Genomic DNA, 17,743 nt, shown 5'->3' with positions numbered 1-17,743 from the left:
TTCTTTGTTGTGGGGGTGAGTGAGTACTTGAATATTGTTGAACTATTAATATTTAAATCAATGTAACTTGTTGTTTTATTTTTGGATAGTTTGTAAGTTTGTTTTATATCTTAGTTAGGCTTTTCAATATTTAGAAATTTTACATTGCTAAGGTGATTAATTAACTTGGCGATGTCCGTTTAATCAATTAAATGGGTTGTAAGTAATGGTTATCGGAATGGTCAATGGCGTTTACAAATTTGATGATGTGAACATTAAATAAGGCAAAGACCTTAAGATGATTTAATTATCAAAAAACTGTCATATCTAAAGATAACTGTGCTTTTTATTTAATTTCTTAACGAATAATGTTGAGGGTCAATACTATGAAGTTATCGATGAAGAAGTCATTGTTATTAGCAATGTCGGCGTGTGTTTTTTCTAATGTAAGTGTTGCTGCCATTAATGGTGATTATCATGTGGTCGACGATGATCTGACAGCTGATCATAATGAAAGCAATGGTGTACCAATGCCTTTTTATGCTAACGGAAGAATGCAGTCAAAACTCAGCGTTTCTGTTTCTTTTGCGGATAGCTACGGCAGACCAGTGACCGTATCTAAGAGTGACTTAGAGGGGGCGATATCTTTTTACCTAAAGAATAGTGGGCAGGAGTTAGGCAAAGATAAAGACTGCAGTTACGGAAGAGGTTGTTGGGGATACACGTTGAATCCAAATGACTACTCTCACCAAATGGGCAGCAGTTACGGTTACTCGAAAACCCTTCCTACGTCTCGTGTTTCAGCAAGTGATACTAAATTAACCGCTTGGGTGTATAGCAACGAAGTCGCTCAATATCGTGAAGTGTGTATGAAGGTTAAGTTCGATGCCGGAAGCCAGTATGACAACAATTACTACGATAGCTGTGCCTTCCCGAATGAAAGCAGTGCGTTCTACCAAAGCGTGCAGCCTAAGTCTTACAGTGCTGCTGACTTTTCTGAGCTTGGAGAAGGTGAGTTGGTGTGGGAAGAAGCCAATGCCGACGGGTTCTATTTTGATAAAGCAGAGATGCGTAACTTTTATGTGACGCCGAAAGATACGTCCGTTCAACTGGTTCAGGTTGCTATGGATAACTTTGACGAGTCGGATAGCGATAAAGTGTTCCTAAACGATGAATGGTTGGGCTGCTACTCAGATTGCCCAGACGATAATCGCTCTGTGAAAGGTTATATATTTGTTCCAGGTTCAGAGCGCAATGTCTCTGACGAGTATGTTTGGAATAGTGCTTATGGTGAAGGCAGAACTGCTGTGTGGCGTGTTAACCAACAGCTGAGATCAGTGACTCTTAGCAAGCTGTTATATTCGAATAACGCAACATCAAACAACGATTCGCAAAAGGAGTACCGATTTACTGTATTTGACCAATACGGTAACAAGGGACCATTGAAGCTTACTTATCCTCAAAGTGAATTTACTGGTGGTGGTCAGAAATGGGATTACACCCGTTGGACCCTAGTTAGCCAATAACATTCGAACAAAACAGAGTTAGCTCAACCATTTGGGCTAACTCATCCACTTTAGGGGAAATTTATGTCTAATTGGACTTCAAATGCTTTTAACTTTGATAGCTTTTGTTCGGGCGGCGTAGACCAAAGAACCAGAAGCTACTCATACCAAATCTTACTTGGCTCTCTTATTGGTAACTGGCTCAAGGGACCAAACCTCGACATCTCCATTCAATTCTCTCCTTACTCAGCCGACAACCTTGGTTTTGGTAAAGGCTGGAAGTTGAATCTCCCGCGATACGATATTGAAAACAAACAACTCTATCTGGCCAATGGACAATCCTATCGCGCCGAATTAAATGCCAATCTAGAAATGAGTATTCGCTACAAAAAGTTGCTCGATTTTTCGGTATCGTCTAGTGCGAATGGTTACGAAATTACTTATAAAAATGGCCGTACTGATATTCTAGATAAAGATGGCAATATCATTAAGGTAGTTCAAAGTAATGGACATGCCCTCTACTTTTCTTGGCTCAATGTTGGCGGCAAGAAGCGCTTGGACAAAGTTTGGGACGACAGAACAGATAAGCAAACGGCACTGCTGTGGGTTGAATATGTGAGCGCAGGGCGCATAAACATTTTTACCAATATTGGCAGCACCCATGAAGCCTTTTTTAGTCTTACGTTAAACAACAGTAAGCTGGTTCAATGCAATTTACCCGAGCGTGCGGGTAGCTATGGCTTTGGCTATCAAGATATTGGTTCGTACACGTTAATTGATGAAGTGGTCCATCCTTGCGGTTTGACTGAAAGGCTAAGATACCGAGCCGATGGTATTCGAATTAATTCGATGACCTATCTACCTGCGGTGACTGCTCATGATGTGCTGACTCTCAACTCTCCTATCATTACGACAACCTATGACAGCATTGGTACCGATAGTCGTAATTTTATGGGGTACGGATCGCCTGGTGGCGAGTTGAGCGAAGGGCTTGATAATTTGCTGGAGCGCGGCAGAGAGTACAGCTATCGCGTACAAAAAATTGAAAATGGCTCTATTGTCACTGCTCAAACCTACAACCAATTCCACTTACTTGTTGAAGAAGCTCGACACGTCGATGGCAACCTTGTTCATTTGAAAAGGTTGGACTATCCCGCCCTTGATAATCAAGAGTTTTCCGCTCAACCCGCTCAGTACTCATTGATCAGTAAAGAGGAGCAGATCTGGTTTTCTGGATCGGATAGCCAAGCTCAAAATAGATTCTGGGACTATGATGAATACGGCAACATGCTTAGATTTGTCGACGAGAATAGTATTACGGAACACTATGAATACTATGCTAAAAATGGTGAGACGGGCTGTCCGGCATCACCAACGGGCATGGTGAATTTCGTCAAGTCTCGCACGTTAGACAATGGCTCAGAACAAAGAGTGATCGCATACCAGTATGCTTCTCTAGAGGGTTTAAATGGTCAGCGAGACGTGGTGCTGAGCTTAGAAGAAGATACGCAACGCTACCAAACTCATTATGCCTATCAAACTGATACGCGTGATACCTATTCATTTAGTCGACTGGCTTCGGTGCAAAATGACATCCTTCATCCTAATGGTGTCTATTCTGCCACTTCGCGCTATCAGTATGCACTGGATAATGATGTCCTTGAAGAACACGAAGAACTGACTTGTCATGATAATACGAAAACCAACCTTGTTGTCGGTCACTACCTTGATATTGGCGAGTTAGCGCGACATGTCGACTCGGATGGTGTCAGTTGTTCATTTGCGTATGACACGCTGCGAAGAACCACCGAAGAGCGTATTGAAGGAAGTGCATCCCGTTCGTACCAATACCTTGTTGATACAGGTTTGAGCCGACAAACTCTGTTGTTAACAGACTGCAAAGGTAATTTGTGTGAACAGAGTTGGGATGGTCAAGGGCGAGAATTAGAAGCCAAGGTTGGCAACTCAGTCGTATGGACAAAAATGTACGATGCGTTCGGCAGACTACAAAGTAAGAGTACCTACGATGTACTGCCTGATCGTAATTCTAGATCGGCACCTGTGGTGCTGACCGAGAGCTATGAATACGATGACTGGGGGCAAGTTAAATCGACACTACTTGCGAACGGAAAACGTCGCGTTGAATTTAACAACCTTGCATCGCGTAAGAAAACTCAGGGTATTGAAGGCTTAACCATGACGGTCAGCTCTCTAAACACTTGGGGCCTTGAAGATAAAAAAGAGCAAGGGATCCATAGCTGGAATTATGAGTATGACTCGTGGGGAAGGCTGATCAAAGAAACCAACCCACTTGCTCATTCCAAGCACTACCATTACGACCGTTTTGATCGCGTGATTCGCATGACTCAAGCGAACGGTGTCGATCACGACATCACCTATGCTGAGCATACCGATCAGTCACAGGTTATAGACCTAAAGATTGGCGGGACAACGGTGGGGAAACGTGACATTGATGGCTTAGGGCGTCAGCGAACACTGCGACGCGGTGCGAGTACTCAAGCGGCGTTGAGTTGGTCCTACTCAGACAGCAGTAATATTCCTGAAACCGAAACTAGCTTGTCAGCGCCGGTGCGTAAGTTTACTCGCGATAGTCAGCTGGGTGTGTTGAGTGCGAAATCGTCTGATGGGCAGGTTGCTAACTATAGTCATGACCCAATATCCGGCTTGCAAACCGGGAGTCAAGATAGTGAAGGCAATCAAAGTACCATTACCTATTCGTCGAAGGGGTTACCTGAAGTTGAGGTGAACGAAGGACAGATTCGTTACTACAGCTATTCGGATGGTGGGGTTATCGCTGCCATTGATGGCGACACGGATACTCGACAGTATGGTTATGATGAACTAGGACGCTTGGTGAAGCTGAGCTCAAACTCGACAACGGTTTATTACGAGTATGACGAGTTTGATCGTGTGATTGTCGAAACCTTGGTGTCTGGAAATCAAACTCAAATCACCGAGCTTGAGTGGGATGAATACAGTCGAGAAGTGAACCGCGCTATTGCCTTGAACGACCATTATATCTTTGAGCAATCACAAGAATATAACGCGCTAGGCTTGCTCGATTCTCGTACAAAAGAGTGTGCGACATTAGGCAACCTGTCAGAAAGCTATACCTATGACGAGCTTGCTCAGCTTACTAAGGTTGAATTCTTTGGGACGGGACCTTTGAGTGATTGGGGACAGCCAATGACTTCAATTGAGTGGAGCTACGACGAGTTGGGTAACATGTTGACCCAACGTACATTGACGGCTGAATCTGAAGATTTTGCTCGTTATTTTTACGAGTCGGATGACCCTTGTCGGTTGACCAGTATTACTCACTCTCATCCACAACTGGATAGCCAAGTATCAATCGAGTACGACTTGAATGGCAACATGACTCAAGATGCGGATGGTCGCGTGCTCGAGTATGACAACTTCGACCGCCTACGACGCGTGTTTGCGGACAATACTGAATGGCTTTACCACTATGACAGTAATGACCGACTTTCGGCTCAGCTGTCGCCATCTGAATCTCGCCACTTTAGTTATCTATGGGGTGACCTCTCAGCAATAGAGGAAAACGGCACACTGACTCAGTATATCTATCACGAAGGGGTCCCAATATGGTCAGAGTCAGGTTCGGATACAAATCTGTTAGCGACCGATCAAAATGGATCTGTCGTTGCCTCTAATACTTCAGGAAAAACGGGCTCAACGTACCGTTACTCTCCATATGGACAACGTGAGCAAGCGGGGAATGCAAATGAAGAATAAAGACTCGGTATTTATTACCCCACTTAATCGCCGTCAGTTTCTGATTAAAATTGGTCAAACTGCTGCAGTGGCTGGTGGCATATCCTTGCTACCGACTTCAGTTCGTTTAGCGATGGCGCAGTCGATGGCAATCTCTCACTCAGACATTGGCTTCAATGGTGAGTGGCTAGACCCTGTGTTGCAAGGTTATCACTTAGGTCAAGGCTATCGCGTCTACCAGCCTAAGCTGATGCGCTTCAATGCCCCCGACAGTTTGGCGCCTTTTAATGAGGGTGTGCATAACGCTTATGTGTATTGTCACAATGATCCTATTAACTTCACCGATCCAAGTGGCCACCTGAATATCAGCAAGATCTTATTTGGTGCTTTTGGTGTGCTTGCCGGGATAGTTGGCATTGCATTGGCCGCGCCTACTGGTGGCTCAAGTTTAGTATTAGCTGCGGGCATCATCGGCGGTATTGCAGGAATGACCAGCGGTGCATTACAAATTGCGTCTGGTGTGATTGATGATGGGGACATTTCCCGCAAACTCGATATAGCGACGATCCCATTCGATATTATTGGTGTAGTGAGTGGTGGATATTCGGCCTATAAATCGGTTCAGAATCTGCGTTGGGTAAGAGCAGGTGGTGCTTTGGAAGATGTCACACAGCCAGGCCTAGGTTCTCGCTTGATGAATAAAATCAGACCTTCCGGTGAGTATAATGTGGCATGGGCCAATAAAACGAACCCAGCAATGCGAATAGGGAGTTCTGAGGGGCAGGTGATTGCGACCAGAATGACTCAGGGCGGCAAGACAATGACGTACACGCCTCCTCCGATTCATGGCGGCTACACTAAGATCCTCCTTGGGCAAGTAAAGGTGAGTGCACGAGGTTATACAATTTATCAAGGCATAATGACGGCGCGCTCGATTGGCAGTTTGGGCTGGTCTACGGTGAAAACGATACCTGGGCGATTAGATCAGGAAAAGTCATCAGCGGATAATATGGTAACCGAAGGCCGAAGTGTTAATCCTGCAGCGAAGAAGACTCAAATGTACGCGCTTGAAGAGACCAGACAGCGCATAAAATATGGTAATGAGGTTCAACAAATGATCCGTCAATTGCCATTGTCTTAGCCTGCTCTATTTTTTCTTGAACAATGTAAAGCCAGCCCAACCTTAGTTGAGCTGGTTTTTTTGTATTTAGTATTGGCGTTTTTGAACGTTAGCTGTAAATCATGAGCACTTCCCTTAGATTCACTTTGTGATCAAAAAAAGATCAAAAACAGTTGTTGAAACCGGTTTCAATGTGTATCTTTATTACATCTTGAAATCGGTTTCAGAGTTGCAGCTTTTAAGTTTGTTATCTTAAACCTATCTATTTTCTAGCGAATAACTTGTAGCGAGTGATGGTATGAACAACGAATTTCCAAACGATTTTTTATGGGGTGGCGCGGTTGCGGCGCATCAGCTAGAAGGCGGCTGGGATGCGAATGGTAAAGGTGTGAGTGTTGTTGATGTATTAACAGCGGGCGCTCATGGTGTACAACGTCGAATCACCGATGGCGTGATCGACGGCGAAAACTACCCAAACCAAGTGGCGGTTGATTTCTACCATCGCTACAAAGAAGACATTAAGTTATTTGCTGAGATGGGCTTTAAGTGCTTCCGCACCAGCATTGCGTGGACACGAATCTTCCCGAACGGCGATGAAGCTGAACCGTGTGAAGCGGGTTTGGCGTTTTACGATGACCTATTTGATGAGCTTCTGAAATACGATATTCAGCCAGTTGTGACACTGAGCCACTTTGAAATGCCTTACCATCTAGCCAAAGAATACGGCGGCTGGATGAACCGTAAAGTGATCGATTTCTTTGTTAAGTACTCAACCACAGTGATGGAGCGTTATCAGCACAAAGTGAAGTACTGGATGACGTTTAACGAGATTAATAACCAGATGAACACCTCGGCAGACATCTTCGGTTGGTTATGCTCTGGCGTGAAATTCCCGCAGTGCGAAAAGCCGCAAGAAGCTATGTATCAAGCAGTTCATCACCAATTTGTTGCGAGTGCGCTGGTGGTGAAGAAAGGCCACGAGATCAACCCAGATCTTCAGATCGGTGCAATGTGTGCGATGGTGCCTTTTTACCCTCGCTCTTCAAAACCCGAAGACATCATGGTGGCACAGCAAGCAATGCGTGATCGCTACTTCTTCTCAGATGTTATGGTTCGCGGTCATTACCCAAGCTACGCAAAACGTGATTGGGCCATCAAAGGTTTTAATATTGAAATGCAGCCTGAAGATGAGCAGATCTTGAAAGAAGGCAAAGCGGATTACCTTGGCTTTAGCTACTACATGTCAAACACCTTGGACTCGTCTTCTCACCAGTCTACTGATGAAGCGATGGACGGCGGTCATGAAAACTCGGTTGATAACCCGTTTATTAAGTCGAGCGACTGGGGCTGGCCAATTGATCCAACGGGTCTGCGTTTCTGTTTAGCTTCCCTTTATGAGCGTTATGAAGTGCCTTTGTTCATCGTTGAAAATGGTTTTGGCGCGGTCGACACCATTGAAGAAGATGGCAGCATCAATGATGACTACCGCATTGCCTACCTTGGCGATCACATCAAAGAGATGAAAAAAGCTGTTGCGATTGATGGCGTTGATCTCATGGGCTACACCCCTTGGGGCTGCATCGATTTGGTGTCGTTTACCACGGGCGAAATGAAAAAGCGCTATGGATTCATTTACGTAGATAAGCACAACGATCAATCTGGTTCTTTAGAGCGCAAACGCAAGAAGTCGTTCGAGTGGTATAAAGGTGTGATTGCATCTAACGGTGCCACTATTTAGAATGCGTTGTGCTGCGTAGTTACACGTAATATAAAGTTATACGCAATATGAATTAGCATTAAATTAGTCGGCCTATGTCGGCTAATTTTTTATATGAGGAAAAGAAGCGAATGGTCACAATGCTTGATGTCGCGAACCGCGCGGGTGTATCAAAGTCGACGGTTTCTCGCGTCTTAAATGGCAAGAATATCGTGCGCCCAGATGTGGTGAAAAAGGTCTTTGATGCGATTCAAGAAACGGGCTATCGACCAAACCTGCTAGCTCAGCAATTGGCGACCAAGAAGACCAACTTCATCGGTTTTGTTATCACTAATGAGCTGTTCAACGGCCCTTACTTCTCCTCCTTGATGTATCACGCGGCTTCTTATAGCGAAAAATCGAATCACCAACTGGTTATCACCGATGGTAAACACAGTGCTGAAGACGAAAGGAAGGCGATCAATTTCCTACTCGACATGAAATGCGCCGGCATCATCATTTATCCGCAATGTTTAACTGAAAGTGAGATAGCGCAGATTATCGAAAGCACTGATACGCCGATTCTGGTGCTCAACCGAGAAATGCCTTCGAAGCCCAATCATGCAATCACCACAGACCATTACCAAAGTGCTTGTTTGATGGTTGAACACATCATCGAGCAGGGTCATAAAAACATTGCAGTGATTCGTGGTAAAGCAGGCTCGTCGACCGATGAACAGCGTTATCAAGCCTATCAAGATGTGCTCACCAAGCACGATATTAAGCTAAACGAAACTAACGTTGCTCAAGGTGATTGGACGATGGAGAGTGGTTACCGTGCCGCGCAAGCTTTAGTGGAAAGCAAAGCAAGCTTCACTGCAATTCTGTCTGAGAACGATGACATGGCGATTGGCGCGATTAAGGCATTAACTGAGCTGGGATATTCTTTACCTCAAGATATCTCTATCGTCGGTTTTGATAACAGCAAAGTGGGTAAGTTTTTAACACCAAGTTTAACCTCTGTGAGCGTCCCACTTGAGCAAATGACGCAAAAAGCGATTCTGCAAATCGTCGGTGAAAGCGAGCAAGCACAAGCCTTGGATACGACGGGCAGTTTAGTGATTCGTGATTCAGTCGCTCAGCGTATTTAAGCTCAATTAACAGAGAGTCGATTTCATATTTAGCCTACAAAAAGTGATGGGCTACACATCTCTGAAATCGAGCTCAAACCTTGCTTACTCCGTTTTATTAGATGTGCGATATTGCGTTTTTTGGTCGATGTGTTGACCATTATTAGGTAAGTAATGTGAAAGAGTAGGTAAGTAACGTGAAAACAGAAAAACAAAAAATGCTGGCTGGTGAGCCTTATTTAGCATGGGACGAGCAGCTATATAGCGAGCGAATCGAGTGTCGTAAGGTATTGCAAAAACTCAATAACAGCATTCCAGATACCGAAGAGTGGCGCACGGCGATTAATACGCTGATTCCTGACTCTGAAGGTGCCTATTTAGAGCCGCCATTTCGTTGTGACTACGGTTCAAACATCAAACTGGGTAAGAATTTCTACGCTAACTTTAACAGCGTGATTTTGGATGTCGCGGAAGTCACGATTGGCGACAATGTGTTGTTCGCGCCTAATGTTCAGGTGTTAACAGCTGGACATCCGCTTGATGTGAAGAGTCGTGTTGACGAAGGTGTGGAGTTCGGTACGCCAATTTCGATTGGTGACAATGCTTGGATTGGCGCAGGTGTGATCATTTGCCCTGGCGTGAACATTGGTAAAAACAGCGTGATTGGCGCTGGCAGTGTGGTGACCAAAGATATTCCAGATAATGTGGTTGCGGTCGGTAACCCGTGCCGAGTTTTGAAGCCAATTGACAACACCTGATCTTAGCTATATTGATAGCTTTTATTTCCTATCAATACCTTTACTCCGCTATTTTTCACGTAGTCATAGTCGGTCGAATTGAACTTTGTACCAAGTTTCTTCCTTTGTTTTTCGCTTGGTACAATAATTCATCGGCACAGATAATCGCTTCTTTGATGGATTGTCCAGTAGATAAGTCAACAAGCCCCAATGATGCCGAAATTCCACCATGGACCATACTATTTAGTTGAGGGTCGTTCGAAACCTTTGACCTAATACGGTCGGCTAGTTTTACGATGTCTGACTGTTTCTCGGCTTTAATAATGACAATAAATTCATCACCGCCAATTCGGTAGCACTCATCGTTTTTTCGAACACTTTCTATTAGGATTTCACTGACTCGAATTAAAACTAAGTCACCTATGTGATGGCCGTACTTATCATTGACCATCTTAAAGTGGTCAAGGTCAATGGCAATCACACCCACGCACCTCGGTTGTTCTGGTTGTTGGTTTTGAGCGATGCGTGAATTTGCGCTTTCAAGATAGAGTCGGTTTTTAAGCCCTGTGAGACTGTCAGACTCTAGTGCTTGAGCTGTTCTTTCTTGATATCGAGAAAACGCTTGCGTCAATAAGTAGAGCAAACCCAGTATGAGCATGACTTCAATAAGGTTTTTTAGTGAGCTTATGACTTCTACTACCGAGGTTGTCATATTGTCGAACACGAGTAACTTTGCGTTCAGTTGAGGTAAGTTGACAGTGATTAGATGAAAGTACCGATCATCTGTGCTGAGTCTAAAAAAAGGTAAGCTTCCGATGCGCATTTCAGTGAAGTGAAAGGTTGAATCAGCACTCCATTGATTACGGTTGTTATCAAATGCGACGCTAGCAGGCTCTCCAGAGGGCAGGAAAAACTCATGCTGTTCCGTTTCAATCACTAAAATGGTATTTGCTGCAGAATCGATGTGCGGGAAGTAGGAATTTAAGTCAAAGTGGGTTTCAAAATAATTGGGTGGTTGTACATTACCTGCGACTAAATGTACTTGAAAGGTGGCTTGGTCATAGTCTAGCGCCCATAGTGTACGGCCACGCTTGATAGCATCGGCGAACAAAGAAGATTCGTTGCTTATGCCAAAGCGGTGAGCAATGGTGTGGTAGTCACTTTCATGGAGTGAAGATGATGATCTATGAAGGATGTCCTTCAAGCGGTCGATGTCGATATGGTTGGGGGAAGATGAAAGTGTTGTCCCTAACATTTCGAGAGTTCGAGATACATTGTTTTGGACCAGAAACTGGATGAGCTGAGTTCTATGTTGTTGGTCTTTTTCAATAAACCCAATCAACCTTCTAATATCACCAGTATGCAAACATAAGATGCAAAGTGTCGCACAGGCTATTATCCAGTGGCGTTGTTTAATCATGAATGTCAATATATTCATATGGTTCACCCTTGTCTCTATAGCTCGAAGCCTGTGATAGTTCATAAGTCCATTCAATAAATGGGGTCTATGGCTTTTACTTGTACCTGTAGCTCTTCTTTGTAATGTCCTGCTCGCGATAGGTTTGTATTGCCAGTGATTCTTAAATCAAGAGGGATGTTGTGTCTTCCACTTGAATAACGCTTTATCGGAAGCATTTGATGCGTTGGTGATAATTCAATTCCATCAACGGTAAGCTTGTAGTCAATCGTCCATTCAGGGTTTTGAGAGTTAACTAATTGATGATGCTTTGGTTTTACCCATAGCTCGGTGCGTGAATTTGAACTGATTACAAAATCGGTTTGGTAGCGCTTGTTGTTTGATAGAACGCCTAAAGCCCAGCGATACCCTGATGTTGTTTTCTGAAAACTGTTGCCTTTGCCTGACCAAGCTAAAGAAACGAATGACTTAACTTTGTAGTTTGCGTTCGCTGATAGTGTAAGGACCTGGTCATTTTCGAACTGTAATTTGACGAGAAATGGCACCGCATATTTCGCTGCGTAGCTGATTTTTGCTTTGGGGTCGACCAACGAAAAGCGAACCGGACGATTGTGTTGAGAGTTCAGTAAATATTCACGCTCTTTTGGGTCATAGGACAACATGGTTTGATTCTGATTAATGAAGTGAATATGTGAAGCTTTTGGACGGTCGAGCACTTTTAAACGCACAGATTTTAGTGCGCATTGTTCAGCTTTAGAACGAAGTTTTTTCAACTCAAATCGGATATTGGCATATCCTGATTTATCAAATTCGATCGGTGCACTGCTTAATTGAGTAATGTCCCAGACGCCTGTGCAATTCGCAGCAAAAGCGGTTGAGGGTGATGCAAGAACTGACGCAAGTAGAGTTGACGATAATAACCATTGCACTGTTTTCATCGAGTTTTTTTTATTCATGGTTCGCTCCTTGTATGAGTTGAATCTCTGGAAGACGAATTAAGTTGTCCTCTGATTCCGGGATGTTCATGTGTCCCGCAATCTCTGAGTCCATGGTTTGAATCTTGTAGTGCCCGCTGCGGATCCCTTCTACAACGAACCGACCCCCTTTATTAGTGAAAAATGGGGTGGAATCACCCGTATCGTTGATGAAGTAACCTTGAGTTAGTGACAACGGTTTCCCATCATCTAAGCTCAACCTGCCAATAACAGTTTTAGATGCGTCTGAGCCAACAGTGAAAATATGGCTGGTGTACGCGCCTGGAGTAACGTTGTAGAAGTAGTTACCAATGTCGTAGCCAATCGGAGCATCGGGTGCATACACTGTAAAGCTTTGAGAGGTATGAGCGGTTGAAAGGCTCACGGCATTATTGAGACTTTTTGAAGAGATAGCTTCGGCTTTGTCGTTGTCATCACTGTTGATCAGTACTTCAGATTCTAAGGTGTCGTGAACTTGTACGACTGCTGCCGCACCGTATATCGGTCGCGACCAAGATAAAGCGCCGTCGCTAATGTTAAACGCTGTGCTTGGTCTAAATGAGGTGACTACGGTGTCTTCAGACTCGGTGGCGTTGTAGTAGGTGATGTCACCGTCGTAGCGAATTCGGTTACTCACATAATCGCCACGCACCTGATATTGGCCCTGATCAGATTCAACGTCTGCAGATAACGCGTAACCATATTGACCAACTTGGTTTTTACTCGGTTTGCTGAAGTTGGCTCTTAATACTTCAGTGTCACTAGCGTAACCGAGATCTGCAGAGTATTGACCATCATCTGAACTCCAAGTCCAGTCGACCGAAACCACACCTTCAGTATTTGAAGTTCCCTCGTTCGGATCTTCTTCGTGAGTGACACCCAAGCCAATAACAACATTTGAATAAGACCAAGATGTTGAAGCTTCTGCACTCCATTCAGTATCGTAGCCACTTTCTTTATCTAGGTTGTATGAAACGGATAAGTAAATATCGTCGGTAATGCCAAAGGTATAACTGACGGCTGCCGAATGACCAGTAGAACCCTCTTCAGTCCAAGGTTGATAGGAAAAGGAATCATAAGATTCAAGGGCAATACGCAAGTTGGGTGCACTGTAGTTATTCTGGTCCCAAAGGGAGGCTGCGTAATCCAAACTAGCGATGTAACCTGTTTCGTCATACTCGCTGGATTGGCTGCCAGAGAGCCGCAGGCCTATATTACCCAGCGTTGTCCCAAGGGTAGTTATGCCTCCTAATATGAAACCATCCTTGTGATAGAATCCATTCAACCCAAGCGTCAAATAGTCGGTTAATCCATAGTCATAGTAGGCGGTGGAAATAAGACTCCCAGTATCGTATTCATAGCGGTTGTCTTCAATTTCAGAAGGGGCACCAAGGTACACACCAAAATCAGATATCCCCTCTTTGAGTAGTTTAGAGTTGTAGAACACGCTGTAGAGAATGGAATCAGTTCGACCTGATTGATATTCAATTTCCAAGCGAACATCGTTGCTTCCCGAAGAAAGCGGTAAGTCGTCTAATTGGTAACGGCCTGGAGGTAAACGAAATTCAGTGATGTAAGAACCGTTAATGTAGAGGTCAATGTCGGCTGATTCTTCTAGGATGAGTGCTTGTGTACCGCCAACTTGAATACTGCGATTCGGCTGCAATGCTGAGTAATTGCGTTCAAAACCAATTCCACCAAATTGCTCACTTGGTAGATGCCCCGATGTGCTGTTAACTTGGTCGCCAAAAGTTAAGCGATAAGGGACATCTGCGCGGTCGACAAAGGCAGATATATCACCACGATAGAAGGTTTGTTCGTCATCGGTTCCGCCATCAAAATACCCTGAAAGCTTATAATTCACTCCACGAGCACCAGCAAAGTTACCTGTAGATAACCACTCAATATTCCATTGTTGTTCGTCACTTTGAGTTTCGACTCCTTGTGTATCAGAGACGCCAAAGTTCAAGTTATTAATATTGGTGAAAAATGATGATTTTGAATAGATAGGGGGAGAATAAGGTGCATTGAATGTCAGAGTCTGCTCTTTTCTAGCATCTTGAACAAAAGACAATGTAATCTCCATATCAGATGAGGAGAAAGAGAGTAAAACTCCCCAGCCTTCAAGGACATCAATTGGAATAAAGTTATCTTTGTATGTAGATAGTTTGCCTGATACTTCTGTTGATAGGGCAGGACCAATAAGAGTATGCAATTGAACGCTGTTTACTTTAGATACGGTCTTACCATCAGAAAAAGCATCGATTTCTCCGACCGTTGAGCCGAGATAGTTGATTGGGAATGGAAATAGCCAATCAGTGGCATAAGCGCTCGGCTCTACAAATAAACATAAAGAGATGCACAGGAGGGTTGTATAAAATCGGGTCATGTTCCCCTCCTAATATCAAAAATACCGAGTCTTTCAATTCAGTGCTATTTTTCTTGCTTTATAGAAACGGCAGTAACATTGCCAAGAGTCTTTGGGATTGGGTAATAAGCGATCGCACCAGGCATCAAGTAACCACTTATTTTTGTATCAATCTCATTCCAAGGAAGATCCTTTTTTCCATTACTGGTCTGTAGTTCGAACACTGATTGAAGTAGGTTGATGAGCACTTTACTTGTGTTTTCAACAACGATGATATTGTTGTCTTTGAGCGAGGTTTTCATTGTTGGTTCTAAGGCGTTTGGTGAGACAAAGGCGAGGGTTGAAAAACTCAGTAGTGTTTTGATTTTACTTTCTTTATCTTCTTGGCCTTTCACTTCTAATTCGTTGAATTCAATTCGATACAATTTTGTCGTGGTGAGTGCGTCACTTGGGATATAACGAACTCGAATTTTTTGTGAACTTAAGGGGTTAACCATAATTTGAGGAGGTAGAATTAAAAAGCTGTCTTCATTGAGCGTGAGCACTTCTCCTGTTTCGTCATAGGTCACATCGTATACGACCACTTCGACTGGAAGTGAACGGTCTTGAGTATTATTGATGGTGTAGCTTGTCAGTGCTTTTCTGCCGAATTCATTCATTTCTTGATACATGGGCGTAATTTCGTAGCTGAAAGCAACGGTTTGGAAGAGTAATAGGTGGATAAATAAAATGAAGTTTTTCATAAAGCCCTTCCTTGGTGACAAGAGCCCACTTGAGTGGGCTCGAATTTATGAACTAAAATCCGCAAAATGCGTGACAAGTTTTTGCTTGGAGTTTCACATACACAGTTGAGCGATAGTTACCTGCTCTTGCTAAAGCAGCACCTTCTGTTGTGATAGAAAGAGGAATTTCAGCAATTTTGTTTTCTTGATGCTTACCGCTCCATTTGACTTTGAAGTTGCCTGTTGTATGGCCGAATCGGCCATCACTTGCATTACTCGTATCGAAAACATCAGTTTGATTTGCTTGTAATGTGTAATCGATGCGCTCTTTACCAATAGCCATGCCAAAACGAGTCATTTTGAATGGTGTTGCGGTCATATCGACATCCATTGATTTTCCGTAGTTACACCACGCGCGAAGCTTAGCTACAGGTTTACTCGTTAGACCTAGTATTGTGTTTTTACTATCATCGAGCATGCCTGTTAAACGGATATCGCCATTTACTGAGTCTGCTTGCCCTTCTGCCTGTAAGTTGAGCACACAACGTTGTGGGATAGTGCCTTCCATACGAATATATGCACCATCGCTGTTACTTGCATTAGCAAACAGAGCATCATTGCTGTATTGAAACCCAACCTCCTGAAAGCTTACTGGAGATGCGCCATTTGGTGCAGCAACACTATTTACGCTAAACATCACTCCTGCTACCGCTACTGCTATCATTAACTTTTTCATAATTATTCCCTCATTACCTGTGTTATTACCGACAACAACTAGATAATAATTTGTTGTTAAGATATATGCCTCGCAACGGTGGGTGATATGCTTAATTAAAAAGTATGAAAAGAGTGCTAATTTTAAATTGTTAATTCATGAGCCTTGATAAATAGTTCATGCCGAGAATGAACATCTAGTTTAGACATGACGTTGTAAGCATGTGTTTTCACAGTATTTATACTTACATTTGTATCTTTTGCTATTTGAATGTTGGAAAAACCTTGGAGCATTAATTCAAAAACTCGCTTTTCTTTTTTTGTAAGGCTGAACTTTGATGTTACTTTTTCGGTAATAGAAATAGGCGTTATAATACTGTTGCTCACACATCTATCTATAATGAAGCTTTCCATTACATGACGCGGGAACCATAAGTCTCCATCTTGTACTGCTTTGATTGCGCGAGGTAAAAATTCAAAGTGACTTATTTCTACTTGGCCGCAAAACCCTAGCTGCAAATAATCGTAGCAAGAAGAGCATATTGTGTTGATCGCTATCCATCTATCTGCTCTTTTGACGACTGACACACCACATCGATCTGGCATAGGTATGGTTTTTTTGTCATAAATAACAATGCCTTTGTAATTAATCTCGAGCTCAGAGAATGAGTCTAGAGCTTGAAATTGATGCAATGGAAATGAGTATTTAACAATATCCCGAATGAGCCTAGCTAACACTGGATCTCGTGTGATTACACATACATATGGAGCAGAAAGGGGTTGTGACATAAATACCTACCCTTATTAATTTAGTAACCTAGACTAGGTGTAAACTGATTTGGTCGGAGAGTTCATCAACCATTGACCTTGCCCAAAACGTGAAATTAATTGATTTTGGTTTCGGCATTGAGTTTTGTGCAAAATACTCTTAATTTGAGTTCTTACTGTTTCTTTAGATACGTTACGTATGTCTGCGACTTCTGAGCCTGTTAATCCTTTAATAAGCAAATCGAGAACATCAGACTCTGATTTAGTTAAAGAAGGAGAAGTGCTTTGAGTATTTGTTTCCGAATAGCGAGACCAATGTGACCACATTGTGTTGTGGGCAACCCAAGTATTTGCCCATGCGAGGGTTATGTCGCAGATGGTTTGTAGTTGACGAAGATCTTCAGGTTTTACCGGGCTAACACTGTGGTAGATCAGGATGACATTATGGTTATACATTAGAGAATCTGTGGTGCCGTACTGATGTAGGTTGTCTTCAATGATTGAAAGGCGTTCATGATCAAAGATATGATTATCGATCAACATGTCTGGGCTGTGATCCAGTCGGCCACTTTTTCCAAGGGATGGAGACTCGATGTAAGAGTGTAATTTTTCAATGACTCTTTTTGAGATCGATATTCGAGAGCTAAGTCCATCTATATACTGAAATACTGGAGTATTTCGGTGTGATTGAATCACTAACGTTGCATGCTCAACTCCAATATTAAGCAGTTCGCGTCTTAAATCATTTTCTAATTCTGGTAAGGATTTTATGACCCCACCATTAAGTGAAATATCTGGTCTTGATTCCTTCATCTATCTTCCTTTTTTAAACCGAAAATGACTTTACTTTAAATATA

General features: G+C 43.2%; 13 protein-coding genes. 6 read left to right on the top strand and 7 right to left on the bottom strand.

What is annotated here, in order from left to right; genetic code table 11:
• Window positions 1-377: 377 nt before the first annotated feature.
• The 6 genes from OH460_RS12735 (at window position 378) to OH460_RS12710 (ending at window position 9,944) form a co-directional block, all read left to right on the top strand.
• Window positions 378-1,505 (top strand): hypothetical protein, encoded by a 1,128-nt coding sequence (locus tag OH460_RS12735; RefSeq protein WP_333482707.1) that lies wholly within the window; start codon window positions 378-380, stop codon window positions 1,503-1,505.
• Window positions 1,506-1,568: 63 nt separating this feature from the next.
• Window positions 1,569-5,261 carry an RHS repeat protein gene (locus OH460_RS12730; RefSeq protein WP_269997566.1) on the top strand — a complete coding sequence of 1,231 codons (3,693 nt, stop codon included), beginning with the start codon at window positions 1,569-1,571 and terminating at the stop codon, window positions 5,259-5,261.
• Window positions 5,251-6,381, top strand: a complete 1,131-nt coding sequence (locus OH460_RS12725; protein ID WP_061032054.1) for an RHS repeat-associated core domain-containing protein — start codon at window positions 5,251-5,253, stop codon at window positions 6,379-6,381. Before OH460_RS12730 ends, OH460_RS12725 begins: the two co-directional genes overlap by 11 nt.
• Before the next feature lie 277 nt (window positions 6,382-6,658).
• Window positions 6,659-8,098, top strand: coding sequence for a 6-phospho-beta-glucosidase (locus OH460_RS12720; RefSeq protein WP_269997564.1), 1,440 nt, complete (start codon window positions 6,659-6,661; stop codon window positions 8,096-8,098).
• 110 nt (window positions 8,099-8,208) lie between these two features.
• Window positions 8,209-9,207, top strand: coding sequence for a LacI family DNA-binding transcriptional regulator (locus tag OH460_RS12715; protein ID WP_269997562.1), 999 nt, complete (start codon window positions 8,209-8,211; stop codon window positions 9,205-9,207).
• A gap of 176 nt (window positions 9,208-9,383) precedes the next feature.
• Complete coding sequence (locus OH460_RS12710; protein WP_269997560.1) at window positions 9,384-9,944, top strand: sugar O-acetyltransferase; 561 nt, start codon at window positions 9,384-9,386, stop codon at window positions 9,942-9,944.
• Between the two features lie 55 nt (window positions 9,945-9,999).
• Here the strand turns inward: OH460_RS12710 and OH460_RS12705 are convergent, their stop codons facing one another.
• The 7 genes from OH460_RS12705 to OH460_RS12675 form a co-directional block, all read right to left on the bottom strand.
• The gene (locus OH460_RS12705) at window positions 10,000-11,361 is read right to left on the bottom strand and encodes a GGDEF domain-containing protein (RefSeq protein ID WP_269997558.1); all 1,362 of its coding nucleotides are present in this window, start codon (window positions 11,359-11,361) and stop codon (window positions 10,000-10,002) included.
• 53 nt (window positions 11,362-11,414) lie between these two features.
• Window positions 11,415-12,296, bottom strand: a complete 882-nt coding sequence (locus tag OH460_RS12700; RefSeq protein ID WP_269997557.1) for a hypothetical protein — start codon at window positions 12,294-12,296, stop codon at window positions 11,415-11,417.
• Entirely contained in the window at window positions 12,289-14,703 is a 2,415-nt protein-coding gene (locus OH460_RS12695; protein WP_269997555.1) for a fimbria/pilus outer membrane usher protein, read from the bottom strand. The genes OH460_RS12700 and OH460_RS12695 overlap by 8 nt, the downstream gene beginning before the upstream one ends.
• 44 nt (window positions 14,704-14,747) lie before the next feature.
• Window positions 14,748-15,425, bottom strand: coding sequence for a fimbria/pilus periplasmic chaperone (locus OH460_RS12690; protein ID WP_269997553.1), 678 nt, complete (start codon window positions 15,423-15,425; stop codon window positions 14,748-14,750).
• Between the two features lie 52 nt (window positions 15,426-15,477).
• Window positions 15,478-16,140 carry a hypothetical protein gene (locus OH460_RS12685; protein ID WP_269997551.1) on the bottom strand — a complete coding sequence of 221 codons (663 nt, stop codon included), beginning with the start codon at window positions 16,138-16,140 and terminating at the stop codon, window positions 15,478-15,480.
• Between the two features lie 122 nt (window positions 16,141-16,262).
• Window positions 16,263-16,907, bottom strand: a complete 645-nt coding sequence (locus OH460_RS12680; protein ID WP_269997549.1) for a helix-turn-helix transcriptional regulator — start codon at window positions 16,905-16,907, stop codon at window positions 16,263-16,265.
• A gap of 33 nt (window positions 16,908-16,940) precedes the next feature.
• Window positions 16,941-17,699: a helix-turn-helix transcriptional regulator gene (locus tag OH460_RS12675; RefSeq protein WP_269997547.1), complete on the bottom strand. Its 759-nt coding sequence runs from the start codon at window positions 17,697-17,699 to the stop codon at window positions 16,941-16,943.
• Window positions 17,700-17,743 lie beyond the last annotated feature (44 nt).

The organism is Vibrio sp. Makdt, from assembly GCF_027587015.1.
Lineage (GTDB): Bacteria > Pseudomonadota > Gammaproteobacteria > Enterobacterales > Vibrionaceae > Vibrio > Vibrio chagasii_B.
This window is presented reverse-complemented; position numbering and strand designations above follow the sequence as displayed.

What these genes read in the sequence shown, in the direction of transcription:
- OH460_RS12700 (WP_269997557.1), bottom strand. Translation starts at nt 12,296, where the DNA reads ATGAATAAAAAAAACTCGATGAAAACAGTGCAATGGTTATTATCGTCA.
- OH460_RS12705 (WP_269997558.1), bottom strand. Translation starts at nt 11,361, where the DNA reads ATGAATATATTGACATTCATGATTAAACAACGCCACTGGATAATAGCC.
- OH460_RS12715 (WP_269997562.1), top strand. Translation starts at nt 8,209, where the DNA reads ATGGTCACAATGCTTGATGTCGCGAACCGCGCGGGTGTATCAAAGTCG.
- OH460_RS12690 (WP_269997553.1), bottom strand. Translation starts at nt 15,425, where the DNA reads ATGAAAAACTTCATTTTATTTATCCACCTATTACTCTTCCAAACCGTT.
- OH460_RS12680 (WP_269997549.1), bottom strand. Translation starts at nt 16,907, where the DNA reads ATGTCACAACCCCTTTCTGCTCCATATGTATGTGTAATCACACGAGAT.
- OH460_RS12735 (WP_333482707.1), top strand. Translation starts at nt 378, where the DNA reads ATGAAGAAGTCATTGTTATTAGCAATGTCGGCGTGTGTTTTTTCTAAT.
- OH460_RS12730 (WP_269997566.1), top strand. Translation starts at nt 1,569, where the DNA reads ATGTCTAATTGGACTTCAAATGCTTTTAACTTTGATAGCTTTTGTTCG.
- OH460_RS12695 (WP_269997555.1), bottom strand. Translation starts at nt 14,703, where the DNA reads ATGACCCGATTTTATACAACCCTCCTGTGCATCTCTTTATGTTTATTT.
- OH460_RS12675 (WP_269997547.1), bottom strand. Translation starts at nt 17,699, where the DNA reads ATGAAGGAATCAAGACCAGATATTTCACTTAATGGTGGGGTCATAAAA.
- OH460_RS12725 (WP_061032054.1), top strand. Translation starts at nt 5,251, where the DNA reads ATGAAGAATAAAGACTCGGTATTTATTACCCCACTTAATCGCCGTCAG.
- OH460_RS12685 (WP_269997551.1), bottom strand. Translation starts at nt 16,140, where the DNA reads ATGAAAAAGTTAATGATAGCAGTAGCGGTAGCAGGAGTGATGTTTAGC.
- OH460_RS12720 (WP_269997564.1), top strand. Translation starts at nt 6,659, where the DNA reads ATGAACAACGAATTTCCAAACGATTTTTTATGGGGTGGCGCGGTTGCG.